Annotated in this window: 15 protein-coding genes and 2 pseudogenes; 10 read left to right on the top strand and 7 right to left on the bottom strand. The window is 68.7% G+C overall.

What is annotated here, in order from left to right; translation table 11 throughout:
• Window positions 1-121: 121 nt before the first annotated feature.
• The 6 genes from ACFYY7_RS36860 (at window position 122) to ACFYY7_RS36885 (ending at window position 6075) form a co-directional block, all read left to right on the top strand.
• Entirely contained in the window at window positions 122-1678 is a 1557-nt protein-coding gene (locus ACFYY7_RS36860; RefSeq protein ID WP_388668102.1) for an ABC transporter substrate-binding protein, read from the top strand.
• Window positions 1675-2634: an ABC transporter permease gene (locus ACFYY7_RS36865; protein WP_388668104.1), complete on the top strand. Its 960-nt coding sequence runs from the start codon at window positions 1675-1677 to the stop codon at window positions 2632-2634. Before ACFYY7_RS36860 ends, ACFYY7_RS36865 begins: the two co-directional genes overlap by 4 nt.
• The gene (locus ACFYY7_RS36870) at window positions 2621-3487 is read left to right on the top strand and encodes an ABC transporter permease (protein ID WP_388668106.1); all 867 of its coding nucleotides are present in this window, start codon (window positions 2621-2623) and stop codon (window positions 3485-3487) included. Before ACFYY7_RS36865 ends, ACFYY7_RS36870 begins: the two co-directional genes overlap by 14 nt.
• The gene (locus tag ACFYY7_RS36875) at window positions 3484-4479 is read left to right on the top strand and encodes an ABC transporter ATP-binding protein (protein ID WP_388668107.1); all 996 of its coding nucleotides are present in this window, start codon (window positions 3484-3486) and stop codon (window positions 4477-4479) included. The genes ACFYY7_RS36870 and ACFYY7_RS36875 overlap by 4 nt, the downstream gene beginning before the upstream one ends.
• The gene (locus ACFYY7_RS36880) at window positions 4476-5423 is read left to right on the top strand and encodes an ABC transporter ATP-binding protein (RefSeq protein ID WP_388668109.1); all 948 of its coding nucleotides are present in this window, start codon (window positions 4476-4478) and stop codon (window positions 5421-5423) included. The genes ACFYY7_RS36875 and ACFYY7_RS36880 overlap by 4 nt, the downstream gene beginning before the upstream one ends.
• 106 nt (window positions 5424-5529) lie before the next feature.
• Window positions 5530-6075 carry a hypothetical protein gene (locus ACFYY7_RS36885; RefSeq protein ID WP_388668111.1) on the top strand — a complete coding sequence of 182 codons (546 nt, stop codon included), beginning with the start codon at window positions 5530-5532 and terminating at the stop codon, window positions 6073-6075.
• Here the strand turns inward: ACFYY7_RS36885 and ACFYY7_RS36890 are convergent.
• The 6 genes from ACFYY7_RS36890 to ACFYY7_RS36915 all read right to left on the bottom strand — a co-directional run bounded on the left by ACFYY7_RS36890 (window position 5987) and on the right by ACFYY7_RS36915 (window position 15918).
• Window positions 5987-7903, bottom strand: coding sequence for an alpha-L-fucosidase (locus ACFYY7_RS36890; RefSeq protein ID WP_388668113.1), 1917 nt, complete (start codon window positions 7901-7903; stop codon window positions 5987-5989). The two genes, ACFYY7_RS36885 and ACFYY7_RS36890, sit on opposite strands and share 89 nt — an antisense overlap.
• 801 nt (window positions 7904-8704) lie before the next feature.
• Window positions 8705-11104, bottom strand: a complete 2400-nt coding sequence (locus ACFYY7_RS36895) for an Ig domain-containing protein (protein ID WP_388668115.1) — start codon at window positions 11102-11104, stop codon at window positions 8705-8707.
• A 248-nt stretch (window positions 11105-11352) separates the two neighbouring features.
• On the bottom strand, window positions 11353-12726 hold the full coding sequence (locus ACFYY7_RS36900) for a Gfo/Idh/MocA family protein (protein ID WP_388668117.1): 1374 nt from the start codon (window positions 12724-12726) through the stop codon (window positions 11353-11355).
• Between the two features lie 93 nt (window positions 12727-12819).
• Window positions 12820-13647, bottom strand: coding sequence for a carbohydrate ABC transporter permease (locus tag ACFYY7_RS36905; protein ID WP_388668194.1), 828 nt, complete (start codon window positions 13645-13647; stop codon window positions 12820-12822).
• Window positions 13647-14600, bottom strand: coding sequence for a carbohydrate ABC transporter permease (locus ACFYY7_RS36910; protein WP_388668119.1), 954 nt, complete (start codon window positions 14598-14600; stop codon window positions 13647-13649). The genes ACFYY7_RS36905 and ACFYY7_RS36910 overlap by 1 nt, the downstream gene beginning before the upstream one ends.
• 64 nt (window positions 14601-14664) lie before the next feature.
• Window positions 14665-15918: an ABC transporter substrate-binding protein gene (locus ACFYY7_RS36915; RefSeq protein WP_388668121.1), complete on the bottom strand. Its 1254-nt coding sequence runs from the start codon at window positions 15916-15918 to the stop codon at window positions 14665-14667.
• 182 nt (window positions 15919-16100) lie between these two features.
• Between ACFYY7_RS36915 and ACFYY7_RS36920 the strand changes: the two genes are divergently transcribed.
• The 4 genes and pseudogenes from ACFYY7_RS36920 to ACFYY7_RS36935 all read left to right on the top strand — a co-directional run.
• Complete coding sequence (locus ACFYY7_RS36920; protein WP_388668123.1) at window positions 16101-17264, top strand: ROK family transcriptional regulator; 1164 nt, start codon at window positions 16101-16103, stop codon at window positions 17262-17264.
• 88 nt (window positions 17265-17352) lie between these two features.
• Window positions 17353-17622, top strand: coding sequence for a hypothetical protein (locus ACFYY7_RS36925; RefSeq protein ID WP_388668126.1), 270 nt, complete (start codon window positions 17353-17355; stop codon window positions 17620-17622).
• Window positions 17623-17663: 41 nt separating this feature from the next.
• Window positions 17664-17822 (top strand): annotated as a pseudogene (locus ACFYY7_RS36930) (DDE-type integrase/transposase/recombinase); the annotation flags it as partial.
• Between the two features lie 62 nt (window positions 17823-17884).
• Window positions 17885-18263: pseudogene (locus tag ACFYY7_RS36935) on the top strand (transposase); the annotation flags it as partial.
• 118 nt (window positions 18264-18381) lie between these two features.
• Here ACFYY7_RS36935 and ACFYY7_RS36940 read toward each other — a convergent pair.
• Window positions 18382-20559, bottom strand: coding sequence for an alpha-L-fucosidase (locus ACFYY7_RS36940; protein WP_388668129.1), 2178 nt, complete (start codon window positions 20557-20559; stop codon window positions 18382-18384).
• Window positions 20560-20802 lie beyond the last annotated feature (243 nt).

Raw genomic sequence — 20802 nt, forward strand, 5'->3', positions numbered from 1 at the left:
CGGCCTGTCACTGGAAGTTTGCATAACTGCCATTTGGCAGTACTGCCAGTTCCGAAATGGTGTGGGCGTCGGCAGCCCTGCCTGCCGTCCTCCCCCTGTGATCCGAGGAACCAGAGGAACCATGAAGCGGCACAAGCACGTTCTGGCAGCGACGATCTGCGCGCTCGCCGTGACCCTGACCGCCGGCGCCTGCACGGCATCCGACGACGCGGTGTCCGGCGGTGGCCCCGCCAAGGCCGCTGCGGCCGACGGCCCGGCGGTCGACGGCGGAACCCTCAAGGTCGGTCTGGACCGGCCGTTCACCAAGCTCGACCCGGCCGACGGCACGCTGACCTCGATGCCGATGATGGTCCTGGCCAACGCTCTGTACGACCCGCTGATGGTCAACGGCGACAACGGCGTGGTGCAGCCCTACCTGGCCAAGTCGTTCACCCCGAACTCGGACGCCACCGGCTGGACCCTTCAGCTGCGCGAGGGCGTTGAGTTCAGCGACGGGAAGCCACTGGACGCCCAAGCGGTCGTCGACCACGTGAAGCGTCTTGCCAAGCCGGAGAGCAAGTGCTCCTGCGCGGCCGACGCGGCGACCATCGGCGCGCTGAAGGCGAACGGTCCCACCACCGTCGACTTCACCCTCAAGGCGCCCAACGCCGCCTTCCCCGGCCTCTTCACCCGCTCGCTCGGCTACATCTCCGAGACCCCCAACGGTGAGGGAGCGGCGGCCGGATCCGGCCCGTACACCGTGGAGAGCGTCCAGCCGGGCGTCTCGGTCACCGTGGAGCGCAACCCCGCCTACTGGGGGGCCAAGGGCCACGCCGACAAGATCGTCTACCAGGTGCTGCCGGACTCCGACAGCCGCTACCAGTCCCTGCGCTCCGGCGACGCCGACCTGATCTGGACCGAGACCCCCGCCCAGTTCAAGCAGGCCGCCGGCGACGGCCTGCGCACCGCCACCGGGCCCGGCTCCACCTCCACCGTCCTGTTCAACACCAAGGCTGCCCCCTTCGACGACCCCCGTGTGCGCCAGGCGCTCCAGTACGCCGTCGACCGCGAGGCCGTGGAGAAGGTTGTCTTCCTCGGCCAGGGAACGGTCTCCGACGGCCCGATCGGCTCCCGCTCCCCGTACCGCGCCGCGAACACCTACCCGGCACACGAGCCGGCGAAGGCCCGCGCCCTGCTCGCAGAGGCCGGCCACCCGGACCTCTCCTTCGACTACCTGGTCGACAACCGCCCCGAGGCCCAGCAACGAGCCACCGTGCTCCAGCAGATGTTCGCGGAGGCCGGGGTGAAGATGACCATCAAGCCAATGGACGCTGCGAGTCTGGGCACCGCGATGTTTCAGCGCAAGTTCCAGGTGATGGATTTCGTCACGAGCATGTTCGGCGACACCGACGCCGCGCTGAACAGCCTCTACACCGCCCGCTCTCCCTACAACTTCACCGGCTACAGCAAGCCGGAGGCCGAGCAGGCGATCGCTGCCGGACGCGCCGAGCTGGATGCCGCCAAGCGCGGCGCCGCCTACAACGAGGCTGCCAAGGCGATCGTCGCGGATGCCCCGATGCTCTTCCTCACCGAGAGTCCGGCCGGTTTCCTCGCCTCCGCCGAGGTCGGCGGACTGCCCGACCTGTCCAGGCGGACCGTCATCAACGTCTCCCCGGCCGGCCTGTGGGTGAAGAAGTGACGTCCCGGATTCCCGGCGCCGCCGGGCGGCTCGGCCGCGCGGCCGCCGTCCTGCTGCTGGTCACCCTCGCCGCGCTCACCCTTCCGCACCTGATGCCCGGATCCCCTGCGGTCGCCGCGCTCGGGCCCACCGCCACCCCCGAGCAGATCACCGCGTACGAGGCGAAGCTGGGGCTGGACGAGAACGTCCTCGCCGCCACCTGGCGCTGGCTCGGCGACGCCCTGCACGGCAACCTGGGGCACTCGCTGAGCACCGGCGCCCCGGTCACCGCCGAGCTGGCCGACCGGATCCCGGTCACGCTCGAACTCTTCGTCGCCGCCCAGCTGGTGGCGCTCTGCCTGGCCCTGCCGGTGGCCCTGCTCTCGGCCTGGCGGCCCGGCGGTCCGGTGGACCGGATCGCCACCGCGGGGGCGTTCGTCTGGCTCGCAGTACCCGGCTTCGTACTCGGCCTGTTGCTGATCTGGATCGCCGCCGTCCAGCTGCGGATCCTGCCCGCCACCGGCTGGACGCCGTTCACCGAGGACCCGGCGGAAAACCTGAGGCATCTGGTGCTGCCCGCGCTCACCCTCGGCCTCACCGAGGCCGCCGTCTTCACCCGCACCCTGCGCGGCCAACTGCTCGACACCCTCGACCAGACGTACGTAGCCGCCGCCCGCAGCCGCGGCATGGGCACCGCACGGCTGCTGCTGCGGCGCGCCCTTCGGCCGTCCTCGCTGCCGTTGGTCACCCTGATCGGGATCGGCATCGGGACGTCGCTCGGCGGCTCGGTGCTGGTGGAGACGCTGTTCGGGGTGCCAGGTGTCGGAAGTCTCGCCGCGGGCTCCATCAACGCCCGCGACTTCCCCGTCATCCAGGCCGTCACGGTGGTCAGCGCCGCCGCCGTCGTCGCCGCCACCCTCGCGGTGGACCTGCTGTACCGCAAGCTCGACCCGAGGATCGCTCATGACCACCGCTGACACCACCCTGGCGAAGCCCGCCAGCACTGCCCGTCCGGCCCGGCGGCGGCCCCCGGCGGGCGTCCTTGCCGCAGGCGCCTGGCTCGGCGTGGTCGCACTCGCCGCGCTGCTGCTGCCCCTGTTGCCCGGATTCGACCCGTTGCATGGAGATTTCACCGCCCCCTCCGCCCCGCCCGGCCCGGACCACTGGCTGGGTACCGACGCCTCCGGCCGCGACGTCCTCCAGCGCACCGTCGCCGGCGCCCGTGCCTCCTTCGCGGTTGCCGCGCTGACCATCGCCGTCGGCCTCATCGGGGGTGGCGCACTCGGCCTCGCCGCCGGCTGGTTCCGCGGCCCGGTCGACAAGGCCATCGGCTTCGCCACCGACCTGCTGATGTCCGTACCCACGCTGATCCTGGTGATGATCGTGGTGTCCCTGCGCGGCCCCAGCCTGCCTGTGATCGGCGCCCTGATCGGCCTGTTCACCGTTCCGCACTTCACCCGCGTGGTCCGGGCGGTCGTTCTCGCGCTCAGCGAGCGCGGCTTCGTGCAGGCCGCCCGCATGATCGGCACCGCCCCGCTGCGCATCCTGCGCCGCGAGATCGTCCCGCACGTCGCACCGGCCTCACTCACCTTCGCCTTCACCGCAACCACGGTCGCCATCGTCGCCGAGGGATCGCTCAGTTTCCTCGGCTTCGGACTGCGCCCGCCGGAACCGTCCTGGGGCGGCGTCATCGCCGAGGGACGTACCACCCTCGGCAGCGCGCCCTGGACCTCACTCGCCCCAGCCGCAGTGCTCTGCCTGACCGTCCTCGCCCTCAACTACCTCGGCGAACAACTGCGTTCGCCCGCACCGAAGGGAGCACGCACATGACCGCCCCGGTGCTGGACGTCCGCTCGCTCGACACCACCCTGGACACCCCCGACGGCCGGTCGTTGCACATCCTGCACGGCATCAACCTCACCATCGACGCCGGCGAATGTCTCGGCGTCGTCGGCGAGTCGGGCTCCGGCAAGTCCGTCCTCGCCCGCACCGTCCTCGGCGTCCACCCCCGCACCACCCGGGTCGCCACCACCGGGCAGGTTCTGTTCCAGGGCGAGGATCTGCTCGCCGCCACTCCAGACCGACGCGCCGAACTCCTCGGCACCGGCGTCGCGATGGTCCACCAGGACCCGATGACCTCGCTCAACCCCGTCATCCGGATCGCCGACCAGATCACCGAGTCGATCACCAACCGGCGCCGGCTCTCACGCCGCGCCCGCCGCGAGAGAGCCACCGAACTCCTCGCAGCCGTCGACGTCCCCGACCCGGCCCGGCGGGCCCGCGCCTACCCGCATGAGCTTTCCGGCGGTCTGCGCCAGCGCGCCGGCATCGCCGCAGCCCTGGCCGGTTCCCCCGCCCTGCTGCTCGCCGACGAACCCACCACCGCCCTCGACGTCACCGTCCAGCGCACCGTCCTCGACCTGCTCGACCGCCATCGTGAGACCCGCGGCCTGGCCACCTTGTTGATCACCCACGACATCGGCCTGCTTTACGGCCGGGCCCGGCGGATCGCGGTCATGTACGGCGGCCGGATCGTCGAGACCGGCCCCACCGAGGTGGTCACCGAACACCCCGCCCACCCGTACACCGCCGCGCTGCTGCGCTCCGTTCCGCGCGTCACCGGACCACTGAGGCGCACTCTGCCGGCCATCCCCGGCTCGCCGCCGGACCTCTCCCAGCCAGCCGCGGGCTGTCCGTTCGCGCCGCGCTGCGAGCGCGCCCAGGCCGTCTGCACCGTGGCGCCGGCCGCCGTCCACCTGGCCGGTCCCGGGCACACAGCCAGCTGCCACTTCCCCCTGACCATGTCGGAGAACGCCGCATGACCGCCGTCCTGCACGCCACCGGACTCTCCGTGGTCCACCGCACCCGATCCGGGCCCCTGCACGCCGTCAGCGAGGTCGACCTGACCCTGCACGAGCGCCGCACCCTCGCCCTGGTCGGTGAGTCCGGCTCAGGCAAGAGCAGCATTGCCAAGGCCCTGCTGCGGCTGCCCCCGCCCAGCGCCGGCACCGTCACCCTCGACGGCACCGACCTCGCTACCCTCACGCCCCGCGCCCTGCGCGCGCTGCGTCCCCGAATGCAGATGGTCTTCCAGGACCCGCTCTCCTCACTCAACCCACGCCGCCGGGTCAGCGACCTGGTTGCCGAACCACTTGACGCCCACCCGGATCCGGCGCGCGACCGCGCGGTCGTCGTCGCACGACAACTGGATGCGGTGGGCCTCCCGTCCGACCTGTTCGGCGACCGCCGCCCCGGCCAGCTCTCCGGCGGCCAGGCCCAGCGGGTCGCCATCGCCCGGGCGCTCGCCGCCGAACCCCGCGTACTGATCGCCGACGAAGCGGTCTCCGCACTGGACGTCTCCGCCCAGGCCACCGTGCTCAACCTGCTCCGACGGCTCACCGAGGAACGCGGCCTGGCAAGCCTGTTCATCTCGCACGACCTCGGCGTGGTACGGGCGGTCAGCGACGACGTCGCCGTGCTGCAGCTCGGCCGGCTCTGTGAACAGGGCCCAACGGAGGAGGTGCTCGCCGCCCCCGCCCACCCCTACACCGCCGCCCTGCTCGCCGCCGTTCCCGAACCCGGCCGCCCCCTCGGCGACACCGGCCTGCTCCCCGCCGACCCGCCGTCCCCGCTGGCCCCGCCCTCCGGCTGCCGCTTCCGAACCCGCTGCCCACTCGCCGACGCCCGCTGCTCAGCAGAGACACCCGCGATGCGTGAGGTCGCCCCGGGCCGCACAGCTGCGTGCCACCGGCCGTTGATCTCCTGAGCAGCGCATGAGCGGTGGGCTCGCTCGTTCGACATGGCCATCGCCGGTACTGGCAGCCCATGCGCTCACACGTCCTTGACGCAGCGCAAGCCGGTGTGGCCGCTGGATGCTGCAGCGTGCCATCGATGCAGGCATCCCGTTCGCGTGGGTCATCGCGGACGAGGCGTACGGGAAGGTCAAGCACACACGATTGTGGCTGGAGGAACGCGGCGTCGCCTACGTCCTGGCCACCGAGGTCAACGACACCGTGATCACCGCCCAGGGACGGGAGTCCCGTGTCGACGCCCTCGTCGCGGTGCAGCCCCACCAGCGGTGGAAGCGACTGTCGGGCGGCGCCCGCCCAGGATTGCGAGGGAGTCGCTGCCGACGAGGTGCATGGTCTGACTGTGCGCGACGGGGTCGTCGGCGCCCGCTCCCGTCGAAGACGGATCCGCCGAGACCGGTTCAGGGCACTCCGCCCGCGTCGTACCGGCACCCCCGGCGCACCGGGCCGGGGATCGGTACTTGTACCACCCGCGGGTGGAGCGTTCTGGGTCGGCCTCGGCGGTCCTGGGTGCGTCGGGTCAGCGGGCGTACACCTCGACTTCGGCCAGCGACAGGGGCGTGCTGTCCGCCTCCAGTTGGACCCGCACGTAGCGGCCGCGGCCGTTGAGGTCCACGGTACGCAGGTCGCCGGCCGGCCCGCCGATGCGTACCGCCGTCACCCCGGGCGCAGTGCGCGACGCGGTCAAGTCCCCAGAGCCGAACTCGCTGTCGGAAGTCATGACCCAGAAGTCACTCAACCGCAGGCCGGACGGGTCGCCGGTGCGGTTGTAGAGCCACACCTGACCGATGTCGGTCGATGCTCCGAGGTCGACCTGCCACCATGCCTGGTTCGACGCCTCGTCGGTGTGGGTGACGCTGCCTGCCTCCCAGGAACCGTTGGTGTTGCCGTCTACCGCGCGCTCGGGCACACCACCGTGCGCGGTCGAGTGCTGCTTGACCGGCTTGCCCTTGGCGAGGTTCGGAGTGTTGGGCTTCACGATGTCCCACGAGATGGCTCGGCGGGTCACGTACTCGGAGGTCATCGGCGTGTCGACGGTGAGCTTGACGATGAGGTCCGGGCCCGGCTCGGTGATCCCGTCGAGGTTCAGCAGCACGTCGCCTCGTGCATCCTCGGTGAACGGCACGTTCTGTCCTTCGAGGGTGACCGCCGAGCTCACCTTGGCATTGAGGCAGGGAAGCCGGAGCTTGAATCCCGAAGGCTCGTCGAGGACGTGCACGTAGATCTTCTTTTTGCGGTACGTCGCCCCAGCCACCTTGCTCGGGCGGTACGGCCCGCCGCGCGCTCCGACGATTGCGGTCCGGTACTTGCCCATCCACTGGCCGACCTGCTTCAGAGTCGCGGTGACGTCGTCCTCCAGATAGCCGGTTTTCATCGGCGGGACGTTGAGCAGCAGGTTGCCGTCACCAGCGGCGGTCTGGGCGATGGTCCTGACCACCGTCGAGTAGTCGGACTTCGTGCGATTCGGATGCCACGACCAGTTCCCTGGGGTGATGCTGATGCATGACTCCCACGGGCGGGTCGCGTTGAACGCGCCCACAACCCCCTCGGGCGTGTCGTAGTCCGCGGCCCACGTGGCCGGCAGCGGCTGGAAGCCCATGTTGTTGTAACCGCGGTTGTTGACGAGGATGCCGGGCTGCAGCGCCCGCGGAATCGTGTTGAGAAGCGGCGGGCGGAACACTTCCATGTCTACGTAGGGCATGTGGTCGTACCAGAGGAAGTCGACCTTCCCGTACTGCGTGAGCAACTGATGGAGCTGTTCCATCATGTACTCGTAGTAGGCGTCGTAGTCACCCTTGACGTAGTCGGGCTGAGTCCAGTCGCGCCCGGAGTAGTAGAAGCCCAGCTTGAGACCGGCGGCCCGGGTCGCCTTCGCGATCTCCCGCGTCAGGTCGCGTCCGGACCTCCCCAGAGGCGTCTCGAGGAAGTCTGCGTAGAAGGAATTGCCGACGTTGTTCGCGCGGAAGTTCGGATATCCGTCGTGGTGCTTGGTCGTGAAGACGAGGTAGGTCATGCCGGCGGCCTTGGCCGCGGACACGAGCTCGGCCGCCCAGTCCGGCTCGGGCAGGAAGTCGCGGTAAGCGGCGTCGTAGACCGGGTCGGACTTCACCGACGGGTTGGGGTACTGATTACCCGCCGGCTCGCCCTTGCGGTAGGCGTTGCGCCCCCAGCCGATCTCCCGGCCGACGACGGATGACGGGTTGAAGTGCACGAACATGCCGAAGCGCAGCGAAGCGAGGACGTTTCCGGCGTGCTGCGGGTCCAGGTCGGCCACGTGAGCGGCCGCGGCGTGCTGGGCGCCGGCCTGCGCCCACGCCGGGGAGCCGGCCGCGACGGCGACAGGCACGGCAGCCATGGTCGCCAGCAGCCCGCGGCGGCTGAACCCTGTGGATTCGTTCCCGTCCGCTCTGCCGGTGGGAAGAGATGTGTTTGACATGCGAATCTCCTTCTGTGGGCTGTGCTGGGTGGAACGACACGCGGCCCGCTCGAGGCCGCGTGGGATCAGCGGGCAGGGATCATTGGCAGTTCTTGCCCACCGAGTTCAGGTACGTTCTGCAGAGCGGCCAGCGACATAGGCTTGGCTCCGGGTTCCAGAACCAGGAAGGAGCCTGGACGCGGCCGCCGCACTCGGTCGGCTGCCGGCACACCATGCCCGACGTGCTGGCCCCTCCCGCACTGAGTCCGCCGCGGTCGCGGGATCGTCAGCAGTGGGCACCGTGGCCCACTCCGATACGGGCGTGGTCAGCCTGTTTTCGTTAGCGGCCCTCGCACGTCGGGGCCGCCGTTACGGATTGACGGCTGCGGTCGGCTGCAGCGTACGGATCACCGTGATCCGTCACGGAAGTGGTAGCGCCGGCCACAGTTGGTCCCGTCCAGCCAGATCCCATTCGAGCTTGCCGTACTTGGTGAGCGCGTCGTACAGGGCGTTCAAGGTCGGGTTGATCGGCGTGGACATGGGCTCGGCCCCGACGGGCCATGGACGGGAGGCTTTCGCACCAGCACTCGGCGACTGCGCCCCGAAGGGCCTGGGCGCAGTTGTGTCGCGTCAGTCGTGGATGAGGTTGAACTCCTCCCAGGCGTTGGTGAGCGTGGGGCTCTGGCCGTATGCCAGGCCGGGGGAGACCGAGGGCGAGCCGTAGGGGGCGTTCCAGCTCACGAAGTCCGACAGGGGGTGTCCGTCCCGGTCCTGAGGGCCGGGACGGACACCCTCGCAATGTCGCCCACGAGCGACGTGACGTCAGGAGCGTACGGTGATCTTGTAACGTGCCGTGGCGGCGGGCAGGCCGTCCGTGCTGTAGGCCGTGATGGTGACGTTGGACTTCGCGGCGTGAGCCGGTGTCCCGACGATGCCTCCGGTGTCCGGGTTCAGCCGGAGGCCGTCGGGCAGGGCTCCGGCGGTCACCTCGTACCGGATGGTGGCCGGGGTGTTGGTGGTCACCTTTCCTTCGTAGAGGCGGTGTGCGGTTCCCGTCGGCAGCGTGGTGGTGGTGAGCTGGGGCGTCGGTGCCACGACCTTCTCGGGCGCGCCGACCGGGTTCCCACTGGCGTCGAGTTCCTGCAGCGACCACTCCTGGCCGGGCTTGACGACGGTGAGGTGCCAGCTGGTGGACTGGTCACGGAAGCGTGCCTTCTGCGCTTCGGTGAAAGCTCCGATGTTGCGCGCCGTCTCCCACTGCTTGATGGTGTCCAGCAGTATCTTGGCGTGGTCGCCACCGTTGGTGAGGCTGGCCACCGATGACTGGAACCCGGCGCCGGCGTTCAGGCCCGCGCCCCGTGCCAGCTTGTTTTCGACGCTCAGCTGGCTGTCCGAGCCCTTCAGGCTGATCCAGCCCAGCATGCCCGGGAGGAAGTTCTTCTGGTAGAAGGCGTTGTTGGTGAACACCTGGTTCATGCTGGTCGAGCCCACTTCGCCCCAACTCGACCTGGTGAGCGCGTCCCAGGTGTTGGAGGTCATCCGGCTGGTCTCGGTGACGAAACCGTCCTTCGCCTCGGTCTGCTTGTAGGTGTCGTTCACCAGCTTGGCGATTCCGTACGGGCCCCAGCCGGACTCCGAAGCGCTCTCCAGGCCGTCGTAGGACATGGACATGATCCCGGTGGTGTTCCAGATGGTGGAAAAGCGGGTGGACATGTCCTTGAGGATGCCGAGTCCGCCGTGCGCACCACCGTACCCGTTCTGCGGCAGGCGGGCGACGGTGCCGCCGCTCGCGTGGGCGGCCGCGGCAGTTCCCCAGCTGTGCCGGTCCACGCCGGTGACCTGGCATTCGCTCCCGACCTGGCTCGCCGCCGCGTAGATCACGACCTCGCCGTCGATCACCAGGGATCTGCCACGCGGCCCCGAGGTCATCGGCGCGCAGCTGGACAGATAGAGGGTCTTGTCATCCGCGCCCACCGGCCGGGTCAGCGTCGCGCGCAGGCCGACCGAGATGTCCGGGCTGGTCTTCGGCCTGATGTAGGGGTCGTTGATGCTGATGAAGTCCGAGATGGTGTGCACGCCGAGCCGGACGCCGTTGGCCTTGGCGATGTCGGCCGCTGCCTTGGCGCCGGCGTCGCTGCCGCCCAGGCTGGAGTTGAACTGGTAGTGCCCTGTCGACTGCCACGGCCCGACCGAGTTGGGCAGGGAGTAGATGTGGCCGATCCCTGCCGCCTTCGCGAAGCCGGCCGCCGCCGGGATGGTGCCGGTATTGATGTCTCTGAGGACGAGGAAGGACTGCGAGCTGGCCTGGGCCGTCTTCTGCCATTGCCCGTTCTGTGTCGGGTACGGCAGGTGCTCTCCGGTCGCGATGTTCGACAGCACGGTCGGAGCCATCTCGGGGGACGCGCCGAACAGCGCGATCTTGGATCCGGCGATCTGTCCTTCCTGGCCGGACAGCGGTCCGACCGGGAGCCGGGAGCCGTTGATGTCCTTCCGTACACGTTCCTTCGTGTAGTCGAAGGTGAAGGCCCGCAGCACCGATCCCCACGACGTCTTGCCCGCGGCGCTCCACTCCTCGATTGCGTGAGGGAGGGCCACCTGCAGTTTATCGGGATTGTCCTCGACCTCGCTCTCCCAGCCGAAGTCCTGGTACTCCTGCGGCCAGGCGCCTTCGGTGCGGTCGGTCAGCGGCCTCAGCCCGATGGCGAACTGGTCGTCGCGGACCACGCCCACCGCCTGACCGATGGTCTGGTTGACGGAGGTGGGCAGCGGGCCCCACAGCAGCGTCTGCACATCCGCTCCGGCGGGCCCTTCGACCTTCACCGCCTCGAGTGTGGTGTAGCCGGCCTGCTTCTTCGCCCTCACCACGATCTTCAATCCGGCATCGTTGGTGAAGATCAGGTCACGGCCCCAACGGGTCACCTTGGTCGGGCGCACCTGCTGGCCGTCGATGACAAGACTGACCAGCGAGACGGACTTCCCCGGTGCCAGGTAGTCGGTGCCGGTCCGGGAGTCCTTGAGGCTGATCACGGTGCCGGTGGAGTCCAGGCCGATGGCCAGGTACCCGGCCGAGAGCTTGATCGCGGCCCTGGCCCGGGCCGCCGTCCCGTGGGACGTCCTTTCGGCACTGTTCGCGGCGTCCGCCGGCGCGGTCGCCGCGATGCCGATGGTCAGCGCCAGAGCGCCGGCCCCGAGGGCTGCGCTCCATGTCTGTGCGTGTCTCATGTTCTGCTCCTGAGTCTCTGTTCGCCTGTGCTTGTCGGGGACGTTCGTCCGCCGAGGACTGGGGATGCGGAAGTCTCTTGCCTGCGGAAAACCTGCGTGGACTCGGTTGCGTGGGGCGCGAGTTCGCCGATGGCGCGGCGCAGCATGGAGAGCAGGGCCGAGGCGGTGGACGCTGCCGGGGGCACCGTGGCCGCCTCGTCACCTGGTGGCTGGGGGAGGGCCACGGGCGCGTGTGGTTGTCGTGGCGCTCACGGCGAGGGCTTGCCCTGGGTGGTGGACCGTCGGATCGTCATGTGTTTCCTCCTGGCCTCGAATGGGGTGCGGTCGAGCTGCACAACCTGCCCGGTGCGCCGCGCGCGTTCGGCGGCGAAGACGATGCGGTGGCTGTCCAGGCTGGCTTCGATCCCGGAGGCGATGAGTTCGGGCCGGCCGCCGTGCAAGGCGTCGATGAAGGCGTGGAACAGGGCTTCGTCGCCGCCGGCGTGGCCTTCCGCTGCTGAGGAACCGTCCCGGGAGGTGTCGATGACGGTGGTGCGTTCGGTGAGGAAGTCGTAGACCTGGATGTAGCGGCCATCACCGGTCAGTTGACCGCGGGTGCCGAAGATCTTGGTGTGGCGGTTCTCCAGCGGCGTGAACGCGGCCAGGGTGAAGGAGGCGGTGGCGCCGCCTTCGAACTCCAGGGACACCACCTGGTGGTCGACCACGTCGTTGTCGCTGCGGTACACGCAGCGTCCGTACGGACCCTCTGCCAGCGCGGTGGCCACCGCCTCCTCGGTCAGCTCCCCGCCGCTCATGACCTTGGTGAAGTACTGCTTGGTTCCCCCGTTGCGCAGTCCGCTCAGGTACACGCGCTTGGCCGAGTAGGCGCACTCGGATTCCACGGGGCAGGTGACGCAACGGTCGGTGGAGCCTTCAGGGGCCGCTTCGAGACGGAAGTGGGACCGGGAGCCGAAGGAGGCGACCCGGCTGACGGGTTGGCCGACGACGTAGGAGATCCAGTCGAGGTCGTGGCAGGACTTGGACATCAGCAGGAACGTGGAGGCGTCCTCCCGCCGCCAGCTGCCGCGGACGAAGGAGTGCGCGAAGTGGTAGTAGCCGATGGGCTCCAGATGCTCCATCGAGACTATGTCCCCGATCGCACCCTCCGAGAGCACATCCTTGAGGGCAACGGTGTAGGGGGTGTAGCGCATGACGTGGGTGACGGACAGCGCCGTGCCGTTGCGGTGTGCAGACTCGGCGATCCGTTCGCAGTCCTCCTCGGAGGTGGCCATGGGCTTTTCCAGCAGCAGGTGGTAACCGAGGTCCGCCAGCGCCACGGCGGCCTCCATGTGCTCCGCGTCCTGGAGCGCGATGATCGCGGCATCGGCCAGGCGCGGCCGGTGCAGCAGGGCGCGCCAGTCGTCGAAGCAGAGATCGGCCTCGATGCCGTGCCGGGCGGCGACGGCGGTGCGGATCCGCTCCTGAGGCTCGGCGACCGCGACGACCTTCGCTTCTCGCGGGCGCCTGGCGGCCAGTTCGGCGTAAGCGGCGCCCCGTGCGCCGGCGCCGAGCACGGCGATGGTCAGCGGCCGGTCGAGTGGCGCGGTTCGGTCGCCGCCGGTGAAGTCGGTGGACTTGATCACAGGTGGTCACTCCAAGGCGGGGGCGGGGCACAGCGGAAGCGGCCCCCGCGGCACAGATGTGGAAGGGACGGTGAGCGGCGGGGCCGATCGGGCTCACCCCTTGAGGGAGCCACCGGTCAGGCCCTTGACGAAGTGGCGCTGGAACGCCAGGTAGAAGATCAGGACGGGCAGGCTGGCCAGGAACATCAGGGCGAAGAGGGCACCGAAGTCCGACTGGTGCTCGCCAATGGCCCGGTAGATGCCGACGGTGACCGTTGTGCCGTTGGCCGGCCCCAGGATGATCAGCGGACTGAGGAAGTCGTTCCAGACCCATACGCCCAGGAAGATCAGCACAGAGGCCGAAGCGGGGCGCAGCAGCGGGAAGACGACCTGCCAGAAGACTCGCAGGCGTCCGGCGCCGTCCAGGGCCGCGGCCTCCTCCAGTTCCAGGGGGATGGTCTTGACGAAGCCCATGAAGACGAATACGCCGAACGGCACGTAGTAGCCGACGTTGACCAGGACCAGGCCCGGCACGGTGGTCATCAGGCCGAGTTCGCGCAGTACCTCGGTGACCGGTTCCAGGATGACCGCCGGCGGGATCATCAGCCCGCACAGCAGAACCGTGAGTGCGGCCTTGGCCCAGCGGCTGCCGGAGCGCGCCAGGTAGTGGCCGAGCATCGCCGAAACGATGGTGAGGACGGTGATGGAGATCGCGGTGACTTCCACGCTGTTGATCAGCCCGTACCAGAACAGATGGTCTGGGCGAGAGACCACTTGGTGGACGGAGTCCAGGGTCGGGGGCATCGGCGGGCTCGCCGGATGCGGGGTGATGTCGGCCCCGGGTTTGAAGGCGTTGGTCAGTACCAGGTAGAGCGGCAGGGCGAAGGTGGCAGCGACCAGCAGCGCGGCCAGCGGCCGGAGTACGGAGTTCCTTTCGGTGATCACAGCGATATCTCCCGCCGTTGCAGGACGCGCAGCACGACGGTGGACAGCACGGCGATGATGAGCAGCATCAGGGCGGCCATCGCGGCGCCGTAGCCGACGTGGTTCCCGGTGAACGTGGTCTGCACCACCTCGAAGGCGACCGTCGACGTGGTGCCGTTGCCGGGCCCGCCGTTGGTGAGCACCTGGATCTGGTCGTAGGCCTTGAAGCCGGTGATCAGCAGCATGACGGTGTTGATCGTCAGTGCCGGGGCGAGCATCGGCCAGGTGACGTTGCGGAAGCGCGCCAGGCGGCCGGCGCCGTCGATGGCGGCGGCTTCGTGCAACTCCTCCGGTACACCCTGGAGGCCGGCGAGATAGACGACCACACAGAACCCGAGCATTTGCCAGGTCATGATGGACGCCACGGAGTACAGGGCGATATCGGGATCCGACAGCCAGCCCGGCGGCTGGTCCACACCGGCGGAGCGCAGCATCGAGTTCAGCAGTCCGTCATCGGTGAGGATCGCCTGCCAGATGACGGACACGACCACCGAGGACAGGACGACCGGGGTGAAGAACACCGAGCGCAGCGCGTTGTAGAGCCGGCCGCGCTTGTCCAGGAGCAGGGCGATGAGCAGTCCGGCAGCGTTGGCGGTCAGGGTGACGAGGGCGGTGATGACGAGGGTGTTCCGCAGCGCCCCGGTGAAGTCGGAGTCGCTGAACAGCTGCTGGTAGTTCTCCAGTCCGACCCAGTTGGTCGGCGGGTTCGCCGGGTTGCGGTTGGTCAGGCTGGTTCCGACCGTCATCGCGACGGGGACCAGTACGAAGGCCAGGTAGGCGGCCAGACCCGGGGCCCCGAACGTCAGAAAGTGAAGGGACTTGGGCAGCCAGGAGGCGTGGCGGCGGGGGCTCGGTGGGGCTCCCTGGCCCGCGGCCCCGAGGGCCGGGGAGCGTGCGAGTGTCGTTGTCATGGTGTTGTCTCTTCTGATGCGCGTGCCGATGGAGGATGTGCGCCGGGGACATGGACGGCAGGAGCTATCGGGAAGCCTTGGCCCACTGCTCGTCGAGGAATTTGGCGAGCCCGGCGGCGGACTTCTTGCCGTTGATCAGATCGGCGACGCCGGCAGCGGCCTTGTTCGGCAGTCCGGCCGGCATGGAGCCGTCGCCGGTCTCGATCGAGAAGGCGTCGACGATCGCCTTCTTCCTGACCGCGTCCCGGTACAGCTCCTCCGTCGCCGTGTAGACCGGGCCCATGTCGGCAGGCGGGGTGTAGTCCTTGAGCGCGATGATCGAGCCGTCGGTTCTGGCCGAGGTGTCGAGGGACTTCTTGTCCAGCATGAAGGCCAACGCCCACTTCTTGGCACGCCCCACGTCTGCGGCACCCGAGGACACGCTCATGCCACCGCCGGTGTATGCCGGCACCGTCAGCGACCCGTCGTCGGAGGGCCAGGGGAACACACCGACGGGAAAGGACGGCGGCTTGGCGTCCGCCGAGGCGGCGAACCACGAACCCATCGGGTACATCGCGCCCTTGCCGTCACGGAACGCCTGCTCGCTGTCGGCGTAGGAGCGGGACAGCCCTGCGGAGTCGATGTAGCCTTCCTTCGCCAGCCGGGACACCTTCTGTGCCGCGTTGACGAACACCGGATCGGTGAACTTGGCCTTGCCCGCCGACTTCCGCGCGAGCCAGCCCGGCGTCTGCCGGTAGACGTCGGTGCCGACTGTGGCGATCAGCGGGTACATGTCCGCCCAGGTGTCCTGGCCACCGCCGCCGACGATCATCGGGTTGATGTGTTTGGCCTTGAGCTTCGCGCTGTCGTCGACCAGTTCGCGGTAGGTCTTCGGCGGCGCGGTGATCCCGGCGTCGGCGAAGGCCTTCTTGTTGTAGTACACGAACGGCGTGAGCTGCGTGTTGTACGGCAGCTGATAGATCTTGCCGTTGATCGGGTTCGAGTGCGGTGAGACGAAGTCGGAGAGTTCCTGATCGGTCCACGGAGCCAACTGCCCGGCCTGGGCAAAGCCGTTGGGTGACACACCGATCATGATGTCGGGCAGCTGGCCGGACGCGGCGAGCTGCTTGGCGTAGCCGGCTCGGTCCACGCTGGGAGCCACCAGCTTCTTGATCTTGACGCCCGGGACCTTCGCCGAGGCGCGGGCGATCGCGTCGTCCCAGTACTTCGCGGTCAGGTTCGGCGTCTCGAACGTCAGAAACGTCAGAGTCGCATCCCCGCCGGAGCCCTTGGCCGATCCTCCGCTCGAGCCCGCGGTACAGCCGCTCAGTGTCAGCATCGCCGCGGTACCTGCGACCGCGAGGCTCATTAATCTGCGCATCTTGACCGCTTCTCTCTGTGCGTGTCGAATAAATAGCAAGACTTGTTTAATATCCTGGGGTGGGATTTAAAGTGGCCCGCGACGGATTGTCAAGATGTTCCGCACGGTAGCGTTCCGGTGGAAACGGGAGAGGGGTGAAGATGCGCATACGGAGCGGCGACCCGTCCGTGCTGCGACGGCTCAACCTGGCGGCGATGCTGCGGGCGCTCTACGAGGGCGGCCCGCAGACGGTCACCGAGATCGCCACCACCACCGGACTGTCCCGGCCGACCTGCGAGGAGGGCGTCAGCGAACTCCTGACGCAGGGCCGGATCGCCGAAGCCCCGCCGTCGGACCCGGCCAACCGCGCTCCCGGCCGTCCTGCCAAACGCTACGCGTTCAACGCAGACGCCGGCCGCGTACTGGGCGTGGACGTCGGCGCCCACAAGGTCCTGGCGATCACGGCGGACCTGGCCGGACATGTCACCGCAGAGCATCGCGTTCAGCTCGACCCCGATCTGGCCCTGACGGATCGCCTGGCCGCCATCCGTCAGGCAGTCCAGGCGTGTCTGGCCGCTGACTCGGCACCCGGGGAACTGGGTCTGTTCGCAGCCGTGGTGGGCTCTCCCGGTGTGATCGACGCCGAGGGCAGGGTCGTGCTGTGCAACGCCATGCCCGACTGGGCGGGCGTCAACCTGCCTGCCGAGTTCGCCCGCGTGCTGGAAGGCGTCGGAGTGAAGACCGATGGCCCGGTACGCGCCGAGAACGACATGGGCATGGCTGCCCTCGCCGAGCAGTGGCGGGGCGTCGCCAAAGGTGTCGAGGCGGTCGTCTACATTCACGCCGGGCACCGGCTCGGCGCCGGCGTGCTCATCAACGGCAAGCCTTACCGGGGCCATCATGGTGCCGCCGGCGAGATCGGCACGCTCAAGCTCCTGGACTGGGAGAACTCGTACCGCCGCCTGGGGGGCTACACGCCCGCCAGTACCTCGGGCGACTTCGCCATGCGCGTCTTCACCGACGCCCACAACGGCATTCAGGCCGCAGCGGAACTCGTCGATCGCTTCGCCTTCGACCTGGCGACCGGCGTGGCAGCCATGGTCATGACCATCGACCCTGCCCTGGTCGTCGTCGGTGGCGGTATCTCTCGTGCCGGCAAGGCCATAACCGAGCCCGTGCGGCGCCACCTGGCGGACCTGTGCCTGTTCCCGCCCCGCGTCGAAGCCTCGGCGCTCGGCGAGGAGTCCGTCGCCCTCGGCGCCGTACGCGCCGCCCTCCTCCATGTCGAACAGCGGCTGTTCAATCCCGCCTCCCCGGCCGGCTGAGCCGGCACAGCGAACCGGCCACGCCGTCGCCGACGAGTATCTTCTTGCGCGGGCATTGTCGACTTGAGCTGGCAACCTGGGAGCTGGGGTGATCGCCGGGGAGGGGCTGGCCGTGGGGGCCGGGGCGGCAGTGCCGTACAAGGGGTTCCCGTTCCCGGCGGAGGTCATCGCCCACGCGGTGTGGCTGTACCACCGCTTCCCGCTCTCCTTCCGCGAGGTCGAGGAGCTGCTGATGGCCCGTGGGATCACCGTCTCCCACGAGGCGGTCCACCGGTGGTGCGACCGCTTCGGGCCCCATGCACGGCCGCGTTGCGCCGCCGCCCGCAGGCCGGCGACAAGCAGCATCTCGATGAGGTGATCATCAAGGTCAACGGGGTGCCAAGCCACCTATGGCGCGCGGTGGACCAGCGCGGAAACGTCCTGGACATTCTGGTGCAGTCCAAGCGGGAGACGAAGGCCGCGAAGGCCGCGAAGCGGTTCATGGCCAAACTCATGAAGAAGCAACGCCGGGCACCCCGGGCGCTGGTGTCCGACAAGTGCCGCTCCTGCGGGCCGGCTCACCGGGAACTGATGAGTTCGGCGGAACACCGCTCGCACAAGGGGCTGAACAACCGGGCCGCAAGATCCACCTGGCCTGCGACGGCGGCGGCCGCCCCCTGGCCTTCGTGCTCACGGGCGGGAACACCAACGACTGCACCCAGTTCACCACCGTGCTGGAAGCGATCCGGGTGGGTGCCCGGCGCCGGCCCGGGGCGTCCCCGGCTGCGGCTCGCCTATGTCCTGGGCGACGAGGGCTACAGTTCCAGAGCGATCCGTACCTGGCTGCGACGGCGGGGCATCCGCCACACCATCCCCGTGCGGGCCGACCAGATCCGCAACCGCCTCCGCCGAGGCCGCCACGGCGGGCGCCCGTCGGCCTTCGACACACAGCTCTACGAGCGGCGCAATGTCGTGGAACGCTGCTTCAACCGGCTGAAGCGCTGGCGCGGCATCGCGACCCCGATAGCAGATTTCAGTGGAAGCTCCTTCGGAGAGTAGTGACCCGGGAATGATCGATGGGTGCTGATCGGTCGGTCCGCGGTAGTCGCTCACGCGTCCGCCGCGGACCGGGGGTGGGTCAGCCGAAGACCTTTACTTCGGCGAGCGACAGGGGCCGGTCCGAGCCGGCCAGTTGGACGCGGATGTAGCGTGCGTTGCGGCCGACGGGCAGGGTCAGCTTCTGGCCGGCGGCGTCGGTCTGGTGCGAGCTCCACATGCCGGGCTGGTTCTTGGTGGCCTCCGGATCCGTGGAGGTGAAGGGGGTGTCGGAGACGAACACGTAGAAGTCGCGGAGCCGGTCGGAGCAGCAGTCCGTCCGGTTCGACAGTTCGATCGTGCCGACGGACTGGGACTTGCCCGTGTCGACCTGCCACCAGGGGTTGGTGTCCAGTGGTTTGTCGGAGGTGTGGGTGACAGAGCCGGAGCTGAAACTACCGCTGGTGTTGCCGTCGACGGCCTTACTGGCCTCGGCGCCGGCCTGAAGGGTGCTCGACTGGGTAGCGGGCTTGTCGAATGCCAGGTTGATTCTCTGGTCGCCGTCTTGGTGGACGGAGAAGGTGGAGATCGCCGGAGGGAGTGCCCTGGACGCGGTGATCCGCAGCCGGAGCTTGGTGGTGGTGACCGGGTTCGGCAGCTTGAGGAGGCGGCGGTAGCCGATCGTGGTGCCGTTGCCGACTTCCTTCCAGGAGGTGCCGTCCCAGGCGTCCACGGAGAAGCCCGAGACGCGCTGTCCGACCTGGATGTTCTCCTGCAGGTTCACCACGTTGAACGTCTTGGCCCTGTGGAGGTTCAGCACGAGGTTCCCGGTGGTGGCCGTGGGCTGCCAGGCGGTGGCGTCGTCGGTGTCCAGTACGTTGCGAGGGTGGTTGCCCCTGGTGTTGGAGGTGCCCTTACCGTTCTGCGCCGACGCCCCTGTGGAGGTCTTGACCTGGACCGAGCGGATCCAGTCGCCGAACTCCTTCATCCGGGAGACCGCGTCGTCGGGGAACTGCCCGGTGTTGTCGGGTGCCACGTTCAGCAGTAGCTGGCAGTTCTTGCCCACCGAGTTGAGGTACATCTCCTTCAGCGTGTCCAGCGAGACCGGCCGGGCATTCTTGTCCCAGAACCAGGATGGGGCCTGGAGCCGGCCGTCGCACTCGGCCGGTTGCCAGCGCAGCAGCTTCCAGCTGCTGCTGCCGTTGGTCTGTTGTCCGAGTATCGCGTCGCTGCCCAGGTCGGCGGCCGTGTTGTAGCCGGGCACGCGCAGGATCGTGTCGGCTGCGGTCGCCGGATCCGCGGGGTCGCCCTTGTAGTCGGTGTTGTACGGGAGCGGTGACCATTCGCTCGTCCGGTGGGTGAGACCGCTCTCGTTGCCGGACCAGCGGACGTCGGGACCGCCGTCCTGGAAGACGGCCGCACCCGGCTGGAGGGTGCGGACCATGGTGACCCAGTCCGTGAAGTTGTACTTCTGGTTGGTGTCGGGCCAGGGATTGGCGCCGTCGAGCCATACCTCGCTGATCTCGCCGTACTTGGTGAGCAGCTCGTACAGGGTGTTCATGTAGTAGCGGTTGTAGTCGTCGGCGGTGAAGTTGAAGGTCGTGCCGTTCCCGTTCCCGTTCTCGTTGCCCTTGCTCGGGATCCGGGTGGGCTGAGGGGTGCTGCCGTTGCCGTACCGGCCGCCGTCGTTCCTGGTCTCGTACTCGTGGCCGTCCGCGGGGGAGAGGTAGAAGCCGACCTTGAGACCGTACTTGCGGGCCGAGTCGGTGAACTCCTTCACGACGTCGCCCCGGCCGTTCCGCCAACTGCTGGAGGCCACCCCGTGATCGGAGTATTCCGAGGGGAACAGCAGCATGCCGTCGTGGTGCTTGGCGGTGAGGATGACCTTCTTGAAGCCCGCGTCCTTGAACGTTCTCGCCCACTGATCGGTGTCCAGGTGGGATGGGTTGAAGACGTCCGGGTCTTCAAGTCCCGACCCCCACTCCGCACCGGTGAAGGTGTTCGGGCCGAAGTGGACGAACCCGGTCAGCTCCTCCCGCTGCCACGCCAATTGCCTCGCCGACGGCGTGACGGACGCCGCCTTCTCAAGGATCTGCGCCTGCGTGTCGGAGCCGCTGATCCCGACGACTGGATTCGGTGCCGCCGCCGTCACGGGCGGCGCCTCAGGGGGTGCGGCCGCGAAGGCGTTGCCGCCGAGCGCCGCGAACATGCAGAGCGAAGCGATCACAGGCCGCCACACGCGCCGGCGTGTGGCTGGTTGGCCGATGGGTTTCTTGGACATGCGTCCTGCTCCTCCGGATCGGGGTGGAGTGCATTGCCTCGGTGCGCGAACACGGTAGGACCGAAGAGACATCCGATCAATACTTTCGACGCAACTGCTCCTCAGTCGCATGTCCCCCGATAGCTTCGATGAAGCAATCAAATTAGTCGGACCATTTGCTCTTGCGGTGACCATCGTTGGACCAATCGGCGCCGGCGACGGCAGTGACACGGGTGGCCACGACCCCGCGCGCGTCGACTCTCC

This window comes from Streptomyces sp. NPDC001933 (assembly GCF_042890955.1).
In the GTDB taxonomy this organism is placed as follows: Bacteria; Actinomycetota; Actinomycetes; order Streptomycetales; family Streptomycetaceae; genus Streptomyces.

Bases quoted from the DNA above. Each gene is read 5' to 3' on its own strand.
- ACFYY7_RS36860 (WP_388668102.1), top strand. From the start codon at position 122: ATGAAGCGGCACAAGCACGTTCTGGCAGCGACGATCTGCGCGCTCGCC.
- ACFYY7_RS36870 (WP_388668106.1), top strand. From the start codon at position 2,621: ATGACCACCGCTGACACCACCCTGGCGAAGCCCGCCAGCACTGCCCGT.
- ACFYY7_RS36875 (WP_388668107.1), top strand. From the start codon at position 3,484: ATGACCGCCCCGGTGCTGGACGTCCGCTCGCTCGACACCACCCTGGAC.
- ACFYY7_RS36880 (WP_388668109.1), top strand. From the start codon at position 4,476: ATGACCGCCGTCCTGCACGCCACCGGACTCTCCGTGGTCCACCGCACC.
- ACFYY7_RS36885 (WP_388668111.1), top strand. From the start codon at position 5,530: ATGCTGCAGCGTGCCATCGATGCAGGCATCCCGTTCGCGTGGGTCATC.
- ACFYY7_RS36890 (WP_388668113.1), bottom strand. From the start codon at position 7,903: ATGTCAAACACATCTCTTCCCACCGGCAGAGCGGACGGGAACGAATCC.
- ACFYY7_RS36895 (WP_388668115.1), bottom strand. From the start codon at position 11,104: ATGAGACACGCACAGACATGGAGCGCAGCCCTCGGGGCCGGCGCTCTG.
- ACFYY7_RS36910 (WP_388668119.1), bottom strand. From the start codon at position 14,600: ATGACAACGACACTCGCACGCTCCCCGGCCCTCGGGGCCGCGGGCCAG.
- ACFYY7_RS36915 (WP_388668121.1), bottom strand. From the start codon at position 15,918: ATGCTGACACTGAGCGGCTGTACCGCGGGCTCGAGCGGAGGATCGGCC.
- ACFYY7_RS36920 (WP_388668123.1), top strand. From the start codon at position 16,101: ATGCGCATACGGAGCGGCGACCCGTCCGTGCTGCGACGGCTCAACCTG.
- ACFYY7_RS36940 (WP_388668129.1), bottom strand. From the start codon at position 20,559: ATGTCCAAGAAACCCATCGGCCAACCAGCCACACGCCGGCGCGTGTGG.